The organism is Myxococcus sp. AB036A (genome assembly GCF_006547355.1).
Taxonomy (GTDB): Bacteria; Myxococcota; Myxococcia; order Myxococcales; family Myxococcaceae; genus Myxococcus; species Myxococcus virescens.
On record NZ_VHLC01000014.1, the window covers coordinates 86,170 to 101,557 of the forward strand.

6 protein-coding genes are annotated in these 15,388 nt (G+C 70.3%); 3 read left to right on the forward strand and 3 right to left on the reverse strand.

Annotation, left to right across the window (positions count from 1 at the left end; genetic code table 11):
- The first annotated feature begins 185 nt into the window (after nt 1–185).
- Nucleotides 186–6,422, forward strand: coding sequence for a non-ribosomal peptide synthetase (locus tag FL344_RS08450; RefSeq protein WP_228564869.1), 6,237 nt, complete (start codon nt 186–188; stop codon nt 6,420–6,422).
- A gap of 32 nt (nt 6,423–6,454) precedes the next feature.
- On the opposite strand, the gene FL344_RS08455 is transcribed toward FL344_RS08450, so the two are convergent.
- Genes FL344_RS08455 through FL344_RS08465 form a run of 3 tightly spaced genes read right to left on the reverse strand, consistent with a single transcriptional unit; the run spans nt 6,455 to nt 10,781 of the window.
- Nucleotides 6,455–8,212, reverse strand: coding sequence for a serine/threonine-protein kinase (locus FL344_RS08455; RefSeq protein ID WP_141618143.1), 1,758 nt, complete (start codon nt 8,210–8,212; stop codon nt 6,455–6,457).
- A gap of 36 nt (nt 8,213–8,248) precedes the next feature.
- Nucleotides 8,249–9,241 (reverse strand): lipopolysaccharide assembly protein LapB, encoded by a 993-nt coding sequence (locus FL344_RS08460; protein WP_141618144.1) that lies wholly within the window; start codon nt 9,239–9,241, stop codon nt 8,249–8,251.
- On the reverse strand, nt 9,231–10,781 hold the full coding sequence (locus tag FL344_RS08465) for a PEGA domain-containing protein (RefSeq protein WP_228564870.1): 1,551 nt from the start codon (nt 10,779–10,781) through the stop codon (nt 9,231–9,233). The genes FL344_RS08460 and FL344_RS08465 overlap by 11 nt, the downstream gene beginning before the upstream one ends.
- A 246-nt stretch (nt 10,782–11,027) precedes the next feature.
- Between FL344_RS08465 and FL344_RS08470 the strand changes: the two genes are divergently transcribed.
- Both FL344_RS08470 and FL344_RS08475 read left to right on the forward strand, forming a co-directional pair.
- Nucleotides 11,028–12,107, forward strand: coding sequence for a YihY/virulence factor BrkB family protein (locus FL344_RS08470; RefSeq protein WP_141618146.1), 1,080 nt, complete (start codon nt 11,028–11,030; stop codon nt 12,105–12,107).
- Nucleotides 12,108–12,358: 251 nt separating this feature from the next.
- Nucleotides 12,359–15,385 (forward strand): chitobiase/beta-hexosaminidase C-terminal domain-containing protein, encoded by a 3,027-nt coding sequence (locus tag FL344_RS08475; RefSeq protein WP_141618147.1) that lies wholly within the window; start codon nt 12,359–12,361, stop codon nt 15,383–15,385.
- Nucleotides 15,386–15,388: the final 3 nt, after the last annotated feature.

The window sequence follows — 15,388 nt, forward strand, 5'->3', positions numbered from 1 at the left end:
CCGCGAGCGGCACTTGCATGACTTTCCCATGATTGGCACAATCCTGGACTCTCACCGGAGGGTTCAGGATGAACGTCCGGATGCGCAGCCCCCACGTCGCGTGAGCACGTCCAGACGGCAGCGCGCTTCAGCCGTTCCCGGGCGGGCGCGTGGGCCGGGTGGGGAAGCGTTCGAGGCGGTGAGGAATGGCAAGGTCGACACCGCAGGTGGGTCTCCCTCTCGAGGACGCTTCATCCTTCCTGCTGCACGAGCAGGTCGCGGAGCAGGCCCGGCGCACGCCGGACGCCATCGCGATCTGGTCCGAAGAGGAGGAGGTGTCCTACGGGGAGCTGGAGGCTCGTGCCAACCGGCTCGCCCACCACCTGCGGCGGCTGGGGGTGGGACCCGAGTCCATCGTGGGACTGCACGTCCCTCGCTCCATCGACATGGTGGTCTGTGTGCTCGGCATCTGGAAGGCGGCGGGTGCCTATCTTCCGCTCGATCCGGAGTACCCCGCCGAGCGCCTGCGGCTCTTCCTGGCGGAGGCGCGCGCGGACCTGCTGGTGACCTCCGGCTCCGTGGACGTGCGATGGGAGTGGGGCGGCCATCGCGCCGTCGAGCTGCGGCGGGATGCGGCCCGGATTGCTTCCGAGCCCGATTCTCCGCCCGATAGCGGACCCACCGCCGAGCACCTGGCCTACGTCATCTACACATCGGGCTCTACTGGGAGCCCGAAGGGCGTGATGGTGACGCACCAGGCGGTGGCCAACCACTTGCGCTGGCGTCAGGAGACGTACCCTCTGGGCGCGGCAGACGCGTTCCTGCAAAAGGCCTCCCTGAGCTTTGACATCTCGGTCTGGGAGATCTTCGCGCCGCTGATCGCTGGCGCGCGCCTGGTGCTCGCTCGGCCGGGCGGGCAGCGGGATGGAAGCTACCTGGCCGGCTTGATCGCGCGGCAGAACGTGTCCGTCGCGCACTTCGGCCCCACGCTGCTTCGGGTGCTGCTGGCGGCGCCGGAGCTGGAGCGCTGCCTATCGCTGCGGCACGTCTTCTGTGGTGGCGAGGTGGTCCCGGTCTCCTTGTGTGAGCGGTTGCTGGCGCGGGTGCCGGCGCGGCTTCACCACCAATATGGGCCGACCGAGGCGACCATCGATGCCTCCTGCTGGGACTGTGTCCCGGGGGAGACGCGCCCCTATGTCCCGATGGGAGCGCCGGTGGCGAAGACGCGGCTCCATGTCCTGGACGCACGCGGTTTCCTCTCCGCGCCGGGTGAGGTGGGAGAGCTCTTCATCGGGGGCGTGGGGCTGGCACGGGGATACCTCCGGCGCCCGGACCTCACCGCGGCTGCCTTCGTCCCGGATCCGTTCAGCGAGGAGCCGGGCGCGCGGCTGTACCGCACGGGAGACCTCGTCCGACGGATGCCGGATGGGACGCTGCAGTTCCTTGGCCGCCGCGATCATCAGGTCAAGGTTCGTGGCTACCGTGTCGAGCTGGGTGAGATCGAGGCGGCCCTCGTGGGCCACCCCGGGCTCCGCGAGGCGGTGGTGGTCCATGGCGAAGGGGAGGGCGAGAGCCGACTGGTGGCTTATGTCGTCCCGGCGCGGAATGCCGCGGAGCCGCTTGGGCTCACGGCGCTTCGGGCGTTCCTGGAGCGGTCCTTGCCGGACTACATGGTTCCGGCGGTCTTCGTTCAGTTGGACGGACTTCCCCTGACTCTGACAGGCAAGGTGGACCGTGGCGCGCTGCCCGAGCCATCGGCGTTCAACCGCCTCGTGCCATCAGGCATTCAGGAGGCGCCGCGGGATTCGCTGGAGGAAAGGCTGTCTCAGCTCTGGGGAGAGGTGCTGCGCGTCGCGCCCCCGGGACGCCACGCGCACTTTCTGGAGCTGGGAGGGGACTCCATCCTCGCTGTCCGGATCGCTGCCCGTCTCCGCGAGGCGGGTTGCCGGTGCCGGCCCTCCCAGCTCTTCAGCCATCCCACCATCGCGGAGCTCGCCGGGGTGCTGCGCGCGGCCTCGCAGCAACTCCCGGAGGGAGGGCGCGACTCCGCTGTCCTGGAGGAAGAGTGGCCCTCTTCTGCCGTGGCAGAGCCGTATCCGCTCACGCCCATGCAGGAGGGAATGCTGTTCCACACGCTGCTCGCGCCCGGTTCGCGCGTGTACCACGAGCAGTTGGAGTTCGAACTTCGCGGTCCGCTCGTTCCGGAGCTTATCGAGCAAGCCTGGTGTGAGGTGGGAGCCCGTCATCCGGGGCTGCGGATGCGCTTCCAGTGGGAGGGGCTCTCCGCTCCACGCCAGTCCGAGGCGCGGGAGTTGCCGCCAATCGAGTGGTGGGACTGGCGCTCACAGGATCCGCTCGCGTTCGAGGAACAGCGCGAGCGTTTTCTCGCCGAGGATCGGGCGCGCGGTTTTGCGCTCACAGACGCGCCGCCGGTGCGCCTGTCGGTGGTCCGGCTGGAGGATGGGCGGTATTGGGCCGTCTGGAGCCTGCACCACCTCGTCTTTGATGGCTGGAGCGCGGCGCTCGTTCTGGGCGAACTCTTCGCCACGTACGCGGCGCTCCGGGCTGGGACCCGCCATGCGCTGCCCCCGGCCCGGCCGTACCGGGATTTCGTGCGATGGGTCCGCTCGCGTGACTTCTCCTCGGAGGCTCCGTTCTGGCGGGAATCGCTGGGGCCTGGCGTCTCTCCAACACCCCTGTTCGTGGACCGCCGGCCCACCAACCGCGTGCCGGAGCCGGACGCGGCGCTGCGGCTGCGGCTCGACGCCGGACGGACCGCCCGGCTCAAGGCCCTGGCGGGGCGTCACCGCATCACGCTGAACACGCTTCTGGCGGGAGCGTGGGCCGTGCTCCTGGGGCGCTACAGCGGCCAGCGCGAGGTGATGTTTGGGCTGGCGGTGTCCGGGCGTTCCATCGAACTGGACGGAGTGGAAGGCATCGCCGGGTTGCTGCTCAACACGTTGGCCGTGCGGGTGGAGGTGCCCTCCCAGGCCACCGCCGACGGCTGGCTGCGCACGCTCCAGGCTCGGCTCACCGAGCTCCTTGCTCACGAGCAGACACCGCTCGCCGAGGTCCAGCGGTGGTGCGCCGGCAAGCCCGGTGAGGCGCTCTTCGAGAGCCTGCTCGTCTTCGAGAATTACCCTGCGGAGGCGGCGTGCTGGAGCCCGCCGGGCACCGGGCTCGTTGTCGAGCGCCGCTTCGGCGCGGCGCGTGCTCCCTATGCGCTTACGATCACCGCGCGTCCGGGCGAGGCGCTCGAACTCTGGGCCTCCTACGAGCGCGCCCGGTTCAGCGATGAGGTGATCCAGCGGTTGTTGGGGCACCTGGAGCAGTCACTCTGGGCGCTGGTGGAGGGAGGCTCCAAGGCGTTGGCGTCGCTGGAGTTGCTGCCAGGGGGCGAACTGTCGGCGCTGCTGGAGCGCGGCCGAGGACCGCGAGTGGCACCCGCGGTTGAGGCCGATCTCCCCGCCCTCTTGGAAGCCCAGGCCGCGCGCACTCCGGAGACGGTCGCGGCGGTGTTCCAGGACGAGCGGGTGACGTACCGCGAGCTGGACGCGCGCGCGAACCAGCTTGCCCACATGCTGCGAAGCCATGGCGTGGGTCCAGAGGCGCGGGTGGGGCTCTGTCTCCCGCGCTCGCTGGAGCTGCTGGTCGCGGTGCTGGGGGTGCTCAAAGCGGGTGGGGCATATGTCCCGCTGGATCCAGACTACCCAGCCGAGCGGACGGCCTACATGATGGCGGACGCGGGCGTGACCGTGCTGTTGACGCACTCCGCGGTGCGCGGCCGGCTTCCCACGGGGCAGGTCCGGTCGATCCTCTTCGATGACGTTCGCGGTGAGCTGGCCGCGTTGCCCTCCACGCCTCCACCGCGGTCGGCGCTCTCCACCCGGTTGGCGTACGTCCTCTATACCTCCGGCTCCACCGGGCGTCCCAAGGGCGTGATGGTGACGCACCAGAACGTGCTCAACTTCCTCCAGTCGATGCGGCGCGAGCCGGGGCTGGGGCCCGAGGACGTGGTGCTCGCGCTGACCTCACTCTCCTTCGACATCGCGGGGCTGGAGTTCTTGCTGCCGCTGGCGGTGGGCGCCCGCGTGGTGATTGCTCCGCAGGCGTGGCAACGCGATGGGGCACTCCTGGCCGCGGGGTTGAGCCGGTGCGGCGCGAGCGTGCTGCAGGCCACCCCCGCCACCTGGCAGATGCTGTTGCAGGCCGGGCTCCCGGTGGGCCTGCGGCTGCGAGCCTTCTGCGGTGGAGAGGCCATGTCCCGGCCGCTCGCCCGCGCGCTCCGGGACGCGGCCGTGAGCGTTTGGAACCTGTATGGCCCCACCGAGACGACCATCTGGTCCGCGGTGGCGCGCCTCCAGGGCGAGGCGGCGGAACCGTCGCTCGGCCACGCCATCGACAACACGGAGTTGTACGTCCTCGACGCGGGGGGGCGCCCGGTGCCGGTGGGCGTCGCCGGCGAGCTGTTCATCGGCGGTGAGGGAGTGGCTCGGGGCTACCTCGGCCAGCCGGCGCTCACGGCGGAGCGCTTCGTTCCTGATTCCTTCTCGGCCAGGCTGGGGGCGCGCCTGTACCGCACCGGTGATCTCGTCCGCTGGCGGGAGGGCGGGGGGCTCGAGTTCCTTGGGCGCATGGACCATCAGGTGAAGGTGCGTGGCCACCGCATCGAGCTGGCGGAAATCGAGACGACGCTCGCCGGGCATCCGGCGGTGGCGCAGGCGGTGGTCGTTGCCCGGGTGCACGCAGCCGAGGATGTGCGGCTGGTGGCGTACTTCATCCCGCGGACGGGCCAGGACGGGCTGGATGTGCAGGCGCTGCGCCAGTGGCTCTCGGAAAGGTTGCCTGGGCCCATGATGCCCACCGCGTTCGTCCCGCTGGTCTGCTTCCCGTTGACGCCGAACGGCAAGGTCGAACGCCGCGCATTGCCAGAGCCGGAGTGGGGGGCGGCTCCACGGGGGACGGGTGCATCCGTCCCGCCGCGGAGCGCCACCGAGCGAGCCGTGGCGGGACTCTGGCGCGAGCTGCTGGGGGGGAGTTCGATTCCCGGCGTGTTCGACAGCTTCTTCACGCTGGGGGGACACTCGCTGCTGGCGGTCCGGTTCGCCATGCGGGCGCACACAACCTTCAGGGTCGAGCTGTCGCTTCAGGCGCTGCTCGAGCAGCCGACCGTCGCGGGGATGGCGGCGGTCATTGATGCGGCGTTGGAGCGCTCGCCGGTTCCGAGAGGGGATGCGGAGGTGGATCCGCTGGCCGACGCCGTGCTGCCACCCGGGATCGAACCTCGTGGCGCGATGCCCGCGCGGCCGCGCCCCCCTCGGCACCTCCTGCTGACGGGCGCGACCGGCTTCGTGGGCGCCTTCCTGTTGAAGGAGCTGCTGGAGCGGCTGCCCGCGCGCATCCACTGCCTCATCCGCGCGGCTGGGCGCGAGGAGGCGGGGGCCAGGCTGGAGCGGCGGCTCCGCGCCTATGGACTCTGGGAGGAGCGCTTCCGGGAGCGGATCGAACCTGTCCCGGGAGACCTGGCGAAGCCCGGGCTGGGGCTTTCGTCCGAACAGCTCGGCGCACTCGCCGGGCGGATCGACGCCATCTACCACTGCGGCGCGGAGGTGAGCTTCCTCTACCCGTACCGGGAGATGCGGGCGCCCAACGTGCAAGCGACGCAGGCGCTTCTGGAGCTTGCGTGCCGGGGCCGGCCGAAAGTGTTCCACCACGTGTCCACGCTGTCCGTCTTCCCGCCGCATCTTCGCCGGGGAGGGGCCCTGCTCACGGAGGATGATGCCATCGAGGGCGCGACGGGCTTCCGCACCGGTTATGCCCAGAGCAAATGGGTGGCGGAGCGGTTGGTGGCGCAGGCCCGCAGCCGGGGAATGCAGGTCGCCATCTACCGCCTGGGCAACGTGACCGGCCACAGCCAGACGGGCGTCTGGAATACCACCGACTTCGTCACCCGAACCCTGAAGAGCTTCATCCAGCTCGGCAGCATGCCGGTGTTGGATGGCACGCTGGACCTGCTCCCAGTGGATTTCGTCGCGAAGGCGATCGTGCACCTGGCGCAAGAGCCGCAATCCCTTGGGAGAACGTTCCATATGAGCCACCCGCGGCCGGTGTCGGCCGGGCTGCTGCGGGGGTGGCTGGAGACGTTGGGCTATTCGCTGCGCAGCCTGTCGCAGGCCGAGTGGCTCGATGAGTTGCGGCGGGAGACGGAGCGCCGGGACCACAACGCCCTCTTCGCGCTCGCTCCGCTGATTGGAGCGCGGGAGGCGCCGGGCGGCGCGGGGCCCCTGCAACTGTTTTCATCCTGGGGGCGCGTGGACCACCGGAACACGCGCGCGGGATTGGAGGGCAGTGGCATCGAATGCCCGCTGGTGGACGAGTCCCTCTTCCGCACCTACTTCAAGTACTTCGTCGAGAGCGGCTTCCTCCGCGCGCCTGGAGCCTGAGCGTCGGCCCACGCCGGACGGCGCTCTGCCGCCTAGTCGGACACCTCTGGAGGCAGCATGTCCTGGCAGCGCCGGATGCCTCGCTGGGCCTCCACGAGCTGCGGATGGTCGCGCTTCAAGGCGCGATAGAGGGTGATGGCCGTCTCGCAGTTGCCGTCATTCTCCAGGGCGCGGGCGCGGGCCATGCGCTTCGAGGCGTCCTCCACCTTGCCCGCGAGTGCCGCCAGCTCGGGCTCGACGGCCTCCAAGCCCAGGCTCCGTGCCTGGGCCAGCCGTTTCATCGCGCTGTCCAGCCGGCCTTCGTTGAAGTCATTGCCGATGTCGATGGCCTGTCCCGCCGCGAGCACCTTGAGCTGCCGGGTCGCGACATCGTCGGGCGCCGTCTCCACCGTCCCGGTGGTGGCGTGAGGTGACGCTCCGGCCTCTTTGGCGGGGGGCGCCGGTTGCGCCGGGGAGGCGACTGGAACCAGGGTTCCCTCCTTGACGTCGTCGCCGCTCCCGCCCCGGAGGGCCACGAGGCCCACGCCGCCCAGGAGCAGGAAGCCCGCGATGCTCAGCCCCACCACCGCGCTGGATTTCGAGCGCTTCGGCGCCGCGTAGGGGGAGGCCGCGTGCGCCGTCTTGTTGAAGCCCTCTGCGCCCACCCGGAGCCCGGAGGGCGCGGCGGGCTGGGTCAGCGGAATGGGCGCGGTGCCCGTCACCGGCGGGGGCTCCGCCGGGGCGGCGCGCACCAGGGTGGCCTCGGAGCCCTCCGTGCCAAACAGGAGCGTGGCCGGTCGCGCTGGTTCGAGACCGCCGCCGGTGATGGCGGGGTTGACGCCGCTGACGGCGCGCCGGCTGGTGAGGGTGGGCAGCGCGTTGACCAGGTCCGACGCGAAGGCCTCCATGGTGGCGTAGCGCTCCTCGCGGCGCTTCGCGGTGGCCTTCTGGATGACGGCGTCGACGGCTGGATGTTGGAGGTCCGCCGTCACCTGCGCCAGTCGTGGCATGGGCTGGTGGACCTGCTTCTGCATGATTTCGGTGACGCTGTTGCCGTCGAAGGGCTGCTGACCGGTGAGCAGCTCGAAGAGGACGATGCCCACCGCGTACACGTCCGCGCGGGCGTCCACGTCCAGGCCCATGGCCTGCTCGGGGGACATGTAGCGCGGCGTGCCGGCCACCGAGCCCTGGAGGGTGAGCCGTGTCGCGCCGTCGGTGATTCGGGCGATGCCGAAGTCCAGCACCTTCACGTGCCAGCCGCGCATGCCCTGCCGGACCATGATGTTCTCCGGCTTGAGGTCGCGGTGGATGACCTGGCGCGCGTGGGCATAGGCGAGCACGTCCGCCACCTGGAGGACGATGTCCACGGCTTCGTCGAGCGCGAGCCGGCCACAGGTGGCGAGCAGGCTCTTGAGGTCATCCCCCTCCACATACTCCATGGAGATGTAGAGGCTGCCTTCCTCGTCCTGCCCGAAGTCGTGCAGCGTCACCGCGTTGGGGTGCGCCACCCGCGCGTAGCTCTTGGCCTCGTTGAGGAAGCGGCGGGCCACGTCCGGGTCCATGGACAGGCCGCTGTTGAGGAACTTCATCGCCACCTGCTGGCCGATGCCCACCTGTTCGGCCAGGTACACCGAACCCATGCCGCCCTGGCCCAGCCGCCGGAGGATGCGGAAGCGGCCTGCCACGACACGGCCGAGCATCCGGTCCACGGCCGGCGCCACCGTCAGCAGCTCGGTGCCGCCACAGGCCGGACAGGCGCCGTCCCACTTCTCATGCTGGACCTCGCACCGCTGGCAGATGAAGAGCGACATGGTGTCCTTGCTGGGCCGGAGGGGAGGGGACCGCGGTCAGCGCGTGGCCGGGGCGTAGCGCTGGAAGAGGATGCGCTCCAACTCGCGAGCTCCCGCCTCGGGAGACTTCCGCTGGGCGGAGGCCGCGCGGAGCACGTCCGTGCGCGCATCTTGCGGCAGGTCCGTCTCCAGCACCGTCAGCGCGCCGTCCAAATCTCCGGCGCGCTGGAGCGCGGCGGCGCGCCACACGCGGTACTCGGCGCGCTCGGGCGCCGCTGATGCGGCCTTCGCGAACAGGCGCTGCGCCCCGGCGGGGTCTCCACTCTGGAGCGCCGCGAGCCCTTCCAGGAAGGGCGCCTGGGCAGCGGCATTGGCGGACGGCTCCCCCGTGTCGCGAGCCAGGTCGAAGAGCGCGCCAGACTCCCGCAGGCGCGCCGTGGGGAGCGCTTCACCGGCCAGGGCCCGCTGGTGCAGGTCGTCGGTGGTGGCCTGGGAGGCCGTGCTCAGCCGCGCGGCCATGTCCCCCAGGTCCGTGCCCAGGTAGCCCTCGGACACCAGCGTGCGCAGCGTCTCGCCCGCCGCGCCGGGGCCCACCAGCCGGCCTTCCTCCAGCGCGGCGAAGAAGCCGGCCTTCAGCTCCACGTGCCGGGCCGTCATGTCGGGCGGCACCTTGTTGCGCTTCTTGCGGCGCGCAGCCTTCAGCTTGCGCTCGCATAGGGCCAGCTCGCGCTGCGCCTTGGTGCGGTCCTGGATGTCCGGCGCGCTGCGCACATAGGCGCGGTAGGCGGCGCAGGCACCGGGGACGTCCTTCGCCCCCATGCGCGCGCGGGCCAGGCCGAGGTAGGCGGGCAGCAGGGATGGGTTGGCGCGCGTGGCCTGGAGCAACACCTCCGCCGCGTCCTTGTGCTTGCGCTTGTTGTAGAGGCGGGTGCCCTCGGCCAGCAGCGCATCGCCACGGCCGACGGAGGGCCCCACCAGGGGCTCGGCCAGGGACAGGCCACACGTCAGCAGCACACAGGCCCACGTCAGGCGCCGCAGGTCAGAACGCATAGCCCAGCCCTCCGCGAATGTTGCTCGTTCCGGCAATCTTCTTCAGCAGCGTGAAGCTGTGCTGGTACGCGACGGAGGCGTACAGGCCCTCGTACACGAAGATGCGCGCGGTGGCCTGTCCGGACGCGTGCAGGTCCAGCGCGTAGAGGCCGTCCTTGAAGATGGCCGCCTCACCCGCGCGTTCCTTCACCAGCAGTCCTCGGCCCTCCAGTCCCACCTGGATGGCGAAGGACACGGGCCCGAGCACGTAGCGCAGCTGCGGCTGGAGCGCGCGCAGCGACACCGCCTGTACCCGCGTGTCCAGCGACGACACGCCGTCCGGCCCCACGCCGCCCACGCCAGGCGGTACGTCGATGCCCAACGTCCAGGTGTCGCCGGTGGAGGCGTAGGTGGCGCCCACCAGCATGACGCCGAAGAACTGCCCATAGCGGCCGTACTCGACACCTACGCCGCGCAGGTTGCGCGAGCCCGGTGCGCGCACGTCCCGGGTGCGCAGGCTCTCCAGTTCCTCCGAGGTGCTCAGCGGCTGGGACGCCAGCGACGTGCCCGTGAGGCGCTGCATCTCGAACGAGGCCTCCAGGTAGCTCTGCCGCGCCATGGTGGCTTCCTTGCGGCGGCGCATGGCCAGCTTGAAGGCCTGCATGGAGGTGGGCGTCAGCGCGTGCTCCAGCGTGTAGGTCCCGCCGGGCGCGATCTCCGCCTTCACCTCGTGGGGCTCGTAGCCGTCGAGCGTCAGCGACACCCTGCGCGTGCCGGGCTGGATGCCCTGGTCCACCGCGGTGGTCCCCACCGGCTGGCCGTCCACGCGAATCTCCGCGCCCTCCGGCTGCGCCTTCACCACCAGCCGCGCGGGCACCTTCTCCAGCGCCGCGTTCAGCTTCACCTGCTGGCGCGAGCTCATCACGCGCGTCTCTTCCTTCGGAAGGTGCGAAGCCAGCTCGAAGCGGAAAGTGTGCTCACCCGGCAGTACCTCCGTGGTGAAGGGCGTGGAGCCCACCTTCACGCCGTCGATGAAGACGGTGGCCCCCGCGGGCGTCGTCTCCGCCACCACCGTGGCATTGAGCGACAGGAACTTCACCAGCACGCCGGCCAGGGCCTTCTCGAACGCGGGGTTCGCCGTCTCCGCCTGCCCCCGGGCGCCCGTGCCGGGCCGGACGCTGACGGCGCGGAAGCGGTAGCCGGCGTCGTCCTGGCCCACCTGCACCAGCACCACGCGCTCCAGGCCCAGTGATTCCAGGTACGCCTCCAGCGGCTCCCGGCAGCGCGCCTCGCCGGACACGCAGCGCAGGTCGCCACCCTGGCCCTTCAGGTGCATGGCCAGGGCGCCCCGGCCGATGAGCTGCTCCGCCTGCACGTCCTGCGGTATCAGCGCGGCAATCCCTTCCTCGGTGCGTTGCAGCAACGCGTCCTGTCCTGGGTACAGGGCCTGGACGAGCCACAGCGTGTGCGAAGGGGCGGGTGCCTGGGTGTCCGGGGGCATTCCGGGTGTGGCGCCGGCGCTCAGCGCCAGGCTGACACTCAGGAGACAGGAGACGAACATGGCGTCCTCGGGAGAGGGGGCCGCGGCGGAACCGACCGGCGGCCCCCGTCCAAGGTGTACGCCAATGAACGCTCTCCTGCCTAGGGGGGAGGACCGAGAACGAAGGGATTTCCGGGAAGGCGCCTTCCAGGGGCTTCCTGCTCGCCTGTCCTCCGGCCGCATGCAGGGAAGCTGGGGGCTGGAGGTCGCCTGGGGTGTGGGGAATGCGCATCGTTCCCCCGGTCGCAGCACCTCCGAGGAGGCGGAATGGTTCTCCCTGGCAAGGGAATGAGCTGGAAGAAGTTCTTTCTGGCGCTGAAGGACGAGTGGACGCGCGACGAGGTGGGGGACGTCGCTGGCGCGCTCACCTTCCGGGTGATTCTGGCGCTGTTCCCATTCCTGCTGTTCCTGGTGTCGCTGGCGGGTCTCCTCATCGAGCCCGCCCAGGCCCAGGTGCTCATCCAGGAACTGGCGCGGGTGGCGCCCCGGGAAGTGACGTCCATCCTGAGCGAGCGCATCGAGGCGCTGGCGAACAGCCGGCCGGTGGGGCTGCTGACGGTGGGCGGCGTCGGTGCCGTCTGGGCGGCCTCCGCGGGCGTGGTGGCGCTGATGACGGCGCTCAACAAGGTCTACGGCGTGACGGAGTCGCGTCCCATCTGGAAGCTGCGCGGCATCGCGCTGCTGGTGACGCTGGGCGGCGCGGCGGTGGCCATCTTCGCGGCGTTCGCGGTCATCGTCACGCCGGTCATCGCTGGCAAGCTTCCCGGCGGGTTGGGCACCGTGCTCATGTGGCTGCGGCTCCCGGTCGCGGGCCTGCTGATGATGTTCCTGTGGGCGGTGCTGTACTACGTGCTGCCGGACGTGAAGCAGAAGTTCCGTTTCATCACCCCAGGCTCGGTGGTGGGCGTGCTCATCTGGGTGTTCGCGTCGTGGGGCTTCTCCCAGTATGTGGCCAACTTCGGCAAGTACGACGTCAACTACGGCGCCATCGGCGGTGTCATCGTCATGCTGCTGTGGATGTGGATCTCCGCGCAGGTCATCCTGCTGGGCGCGGAAATCAACGCCATCCTCGAGCACCGCTCCCCGGAGGGAAAGGCGCCGGGCCAGAAGGTCCCGGAGCAGGGCAAGGCGCTGACCGCCACCAAGACGGAACTGGAGGCTGGAGGTGCGTTGCTTCCGGGCGCTCCGGGCTTCCATCCCGTGGTGGACCCGGTGACGGGCCGGCCCCTGGATGACCCACCGTCCGCTCCGCCCAGGCTGCGTGACACGCCGCTCGCGGCGGCCTTCAAGTGGACGCTGGGCATGGGCCTGGGGTTGTTCCTGCTGCGCAAGTCGGCCCCGCGGTAGACGGTCCTTCTTTCCCCAGCGAAGCCGGGGCGTTCGTGCGTGACGACGGGTGGCTTTTGACTCGCGGCGCCACTCCGGTGTGAAGGGTTGTCGTCGCAGGGGGGCTTGCGGAGCGCCTACTCCCAGTGCGAGCGTGCGCGCCATGTTGGCTGGACGACAGTGGCTTCCGTCATCCACTGACAGCCCCCCTCGGACATCCCCCCGCACCCTGATCGCCCCGGCGCACGGACCGCGTACGCCCTGGAGTTCCGATGTCTCAGACCCCCTTCTGGCCACTGCGCTGCGGTGCGGTGCTGCTCACGGCTCAGCTCGTCCTCGCGTGTGGTGGCGGCGAGCCGAAGCCTCCACCTCCCACCGACCTCACGCCGCCCACGACGCGCGCCACGCCCGAAGGAGGCGACTTCACCACCTCCGTGGTGGTGACGCTGGCTTGTGACGACGGCGGCAGTGGCTGCGCGGCCACGTACTACACGCTGGATGGCTCCACGCCCGGCACGGGCTCCACGCAGTATCGCGAGCCCTTCACGCTGGGGCGCACCACCACGGTGCGTTTCTACTCCGTGGACGCGGCGGGCAACGCGGAGGCGCCGGGGACGGCGACATTCACCCTGGTGGGTTCGGCGGACACCGAGCCGCCCAGCACGGTGGCCAACCCCGCGAGCGGCGCGTTCAGCAGTCCCCGGAGCGTGGCGCTGACGTGTGACGACGGTGCGGGCAGCGGCTGCGCGGCCACGCACTACACGCTGGATGGCAGCGTTCCCACACAGGCCTCGCCGCGCTACACGGCGCCCCTGTCCATCGCCATGTCCACCACGTTGCGCTTCTTCTCCGTGGACCGGGTGGGCAACGTCGAGGCGGTGCGGCAGGCGCGTTACGTCGTGGACACGGGCGTGCCCCAGGTGGCCGCGACGCCACGGGGGGGCCCGTTCACCGGGACGCGCGTGGTGACGCTGACGTGTGACGACGGTGAGGGCAGCGGCTGCGCGGCCATCCACTACACCACCAACGGCGCCATTCCCTCCCTGGACTCCTCCGTCTATGAGGAGCCCCTGGTGCTGACGGCCACCACCCGCGTGCGCTTCATCGCGGTGGATTGGGTGGGCAATGTCCCCGAGGTGGTGTCGGAGCTCTACACGCGGGAGGCCTCTTCCGAGGACCGCGTGGTCCCCACGACGACGGCGACGCCCGCTGGCGGTGTCTACTGGAGTGCCCAGTCCGTCGTCCTGAGCTGCGCGGATGACGCCGAGGGAAGTGGCTGCGCGGGTACGTACTACACGGTCGACGGCAGCGCGCCGACGACATCCAGCATCCGCTACACGGGCCCCATCACCGTGGCCTCCTCCACCACGCTGCGTTTCTTCTCCATGGACATCGCGGGCAACGTCGAACCGGCGAAGTCCGAGCAGTACACGATGGACACGGTGCCGCCGGTGACGACCGCCACGCCCGTGGGCGGCGTCTATCACGACGCCGTCACCGTGACGCTGGTGTGCAACGACGGTGGTTCGGGCTGCGCCGAGACTCGCTACACGCTGGATGGCTCCGCGCCGGTGTCGAGCGCGTTGCTGTACGAGCGGCCCATCACGATGACTCGGAACACGATGCTGCGCTTCGCCTCCACGGATGCGGCGGGCAACGCGGAGCAGGCGAAGCAGGAGTCCTACGTGCTGCCCGACCTGGACCGGACGGCGTCCGAGCAGATCCAGGCCGTGCGCAACGCGGCGAATGGCCCGGTGAACCTCCTCATCAACGGAGCCCGCGTCACCTTCATCAAGGACGCCGTGGGCAACGCGGTGAACGACGCGGCGGGTTTCTTCCTCCAGGCGGAGCGGACCGGGCCCGCCGTCTTCGTTCCGGTGGACCCAGCGACGCTGTCCCCCGTTCCGCAGGTGGGAGACCGGGTGCGTGTCACCGTGAATGCGAAGAGCCTCGTCAACGGCCAGACGCGCGCGAGCCTCTCTGGCTTCAACGTGCTCAGCTCGGGGCACTCGGTGTCGGAGCTTCTCCAGGACGTCAGCGACGTGGACGTCACCATCGGTGGGACGCAGCCCGAGTATGAGTCCGAGTACATCTCCATCACCGGCACCATCGGCGCACCCGGGTTCTCCGCCGCGGGGCTGGGGCATCTGCAGGCGCCGCTGACGACGGTGGGCGTGCCGGCGGGCTCCTCGGCCGCGGTCGCGCTGCGCTTGCGCGTGGTGGAGCCTCTTCGTGACAGCCTGGCCTTGACGTCGGGCTGCTCGCTGACGGTGACGTCTCCGCTCTGGATGTTCATGTCCGGCACGCAGATGACGCCCACCATCCAGCCCTCCGTGTGGACGGCGAGCCAGGCCACCGTGCACTCGTGCCCGGCGCCCCGGGTCATCAACGCATGGGCCACGGGCCGCAACACGGTGATGGTGCGTTTCGGCCGCCCGCTCGACGCGGCGAGCCTGGTGGCCAACGGCAGTCAGTTCTCCATCCCCGGGCTGAGCGTCACCCAGGCTCAGTTGCAGAGCCGCACCGAGGTCGCGCTGACGACCAGCAACCAGACGCCGCGCCAGCCGTACACCGTGACGGTGGCGACCACCGTGCGTGACGCGCGCGGCGTCGCGCTGGATCCCTCGGCCACCCAGACCAGCTTCCCGGGCTACGTGCAGACGGCGCGGCTCCGCCTCTCCGAGCTGGCGCCCGCCGTTCCTCAGAACCGCGACCTGGTGGAACTCGTCGTCCTCGCGAGTGGCTCCGTCCAGGGCGCGACGCTGACGGATGGGAACACGGCGCTGGCCACGCTCCCCGATGTGCAGGTGTCGACAGGCGACATCATCGTCATCCACCTCAACCCGGACCGCGTCACGCCCGGGGTGGACGCACCCGCGTCGGAGACGACCAGTCGGACCCAATACCCGTCGAGCCAGTACACCGCGAACCATGACTCGGCCTGGGATTTCCAAGGGGGCACGATGGGTCTCTTTTCGGGCAACCGGGTCCTTCGTATCCGGGACACGTTCGGCACCACCCAGGACGCCCTGGCGGTCATCGAGACCAACAACACCTTCTTGAACTACCCCGCGATGCTCCAGGCGCTCCAGGCAGAGGGCCAGTGGTGGCCGGCGGACTGCTCCGGTGTGCCCTGCGCCTATCCGGATGCGTGGTACGTCTCGGTGGACTGGACCCCGGCCTTCGACTCGCCGGGGCTGGCCATGTCGTTGGGGCGAAACGGGCAGGGGGACACGGACTCGGCGAGTGACTGGTCGGTGAGCATGTCCTCGTTCGGCTACGTCAACCCGTTGCCGTAGCTC

What these genes read in the sequence shown, in the direction of transcription:
- FL344_RS08450 (WP_228564869.1), top strand. Translation starts at nt 186, where the DNA reads ATGGCAAGGTCGACACCGCAGGTGGGTCTCCCTCTCGAGGACGCTTCA.
- FL344_RS08455 (WP_141618143.1), bottom strand. Translation starts at nt 8,212, where the DNA reads ATGTCGCTCTTCATCTGCCAGCGGTGCGAGGTCCAGCATGAGAAGTGG.
- FL344_RS08460 (WP_141618144.1), bottom strand. Translation starts at nt 9,241, where the DNA reads ATGCGTTCTGACCTGCGGCGCCTGACGTGGGCCTGTGTGCTGCTGACG.
- FL344_RS08465 (WP_228564870.1), bottom strand. Translation starts at nt 10,781, where the DNA reads ATGTTCGTCTCCTGTCTCCTGAGTGTCAGCCTGGCGCTGAGCGCCGGC.
- FL344_RS08470 (WP_141618146.1), top strand. Translation starts at nt 11,028, where the DNA reads ATGGTTCTCCCTGGCAAGGGAATGAGCTGGAAGAAGTTCTTTCTGGCG.
- FL344_RS08475 (WP_141618147.1), top strand. Translation starts at nt 12,359, where the DNA reads ATGTCTCAGACCCCCTTCTGGCCACTGCGCTGCGGTGCGGTGCTGCTC.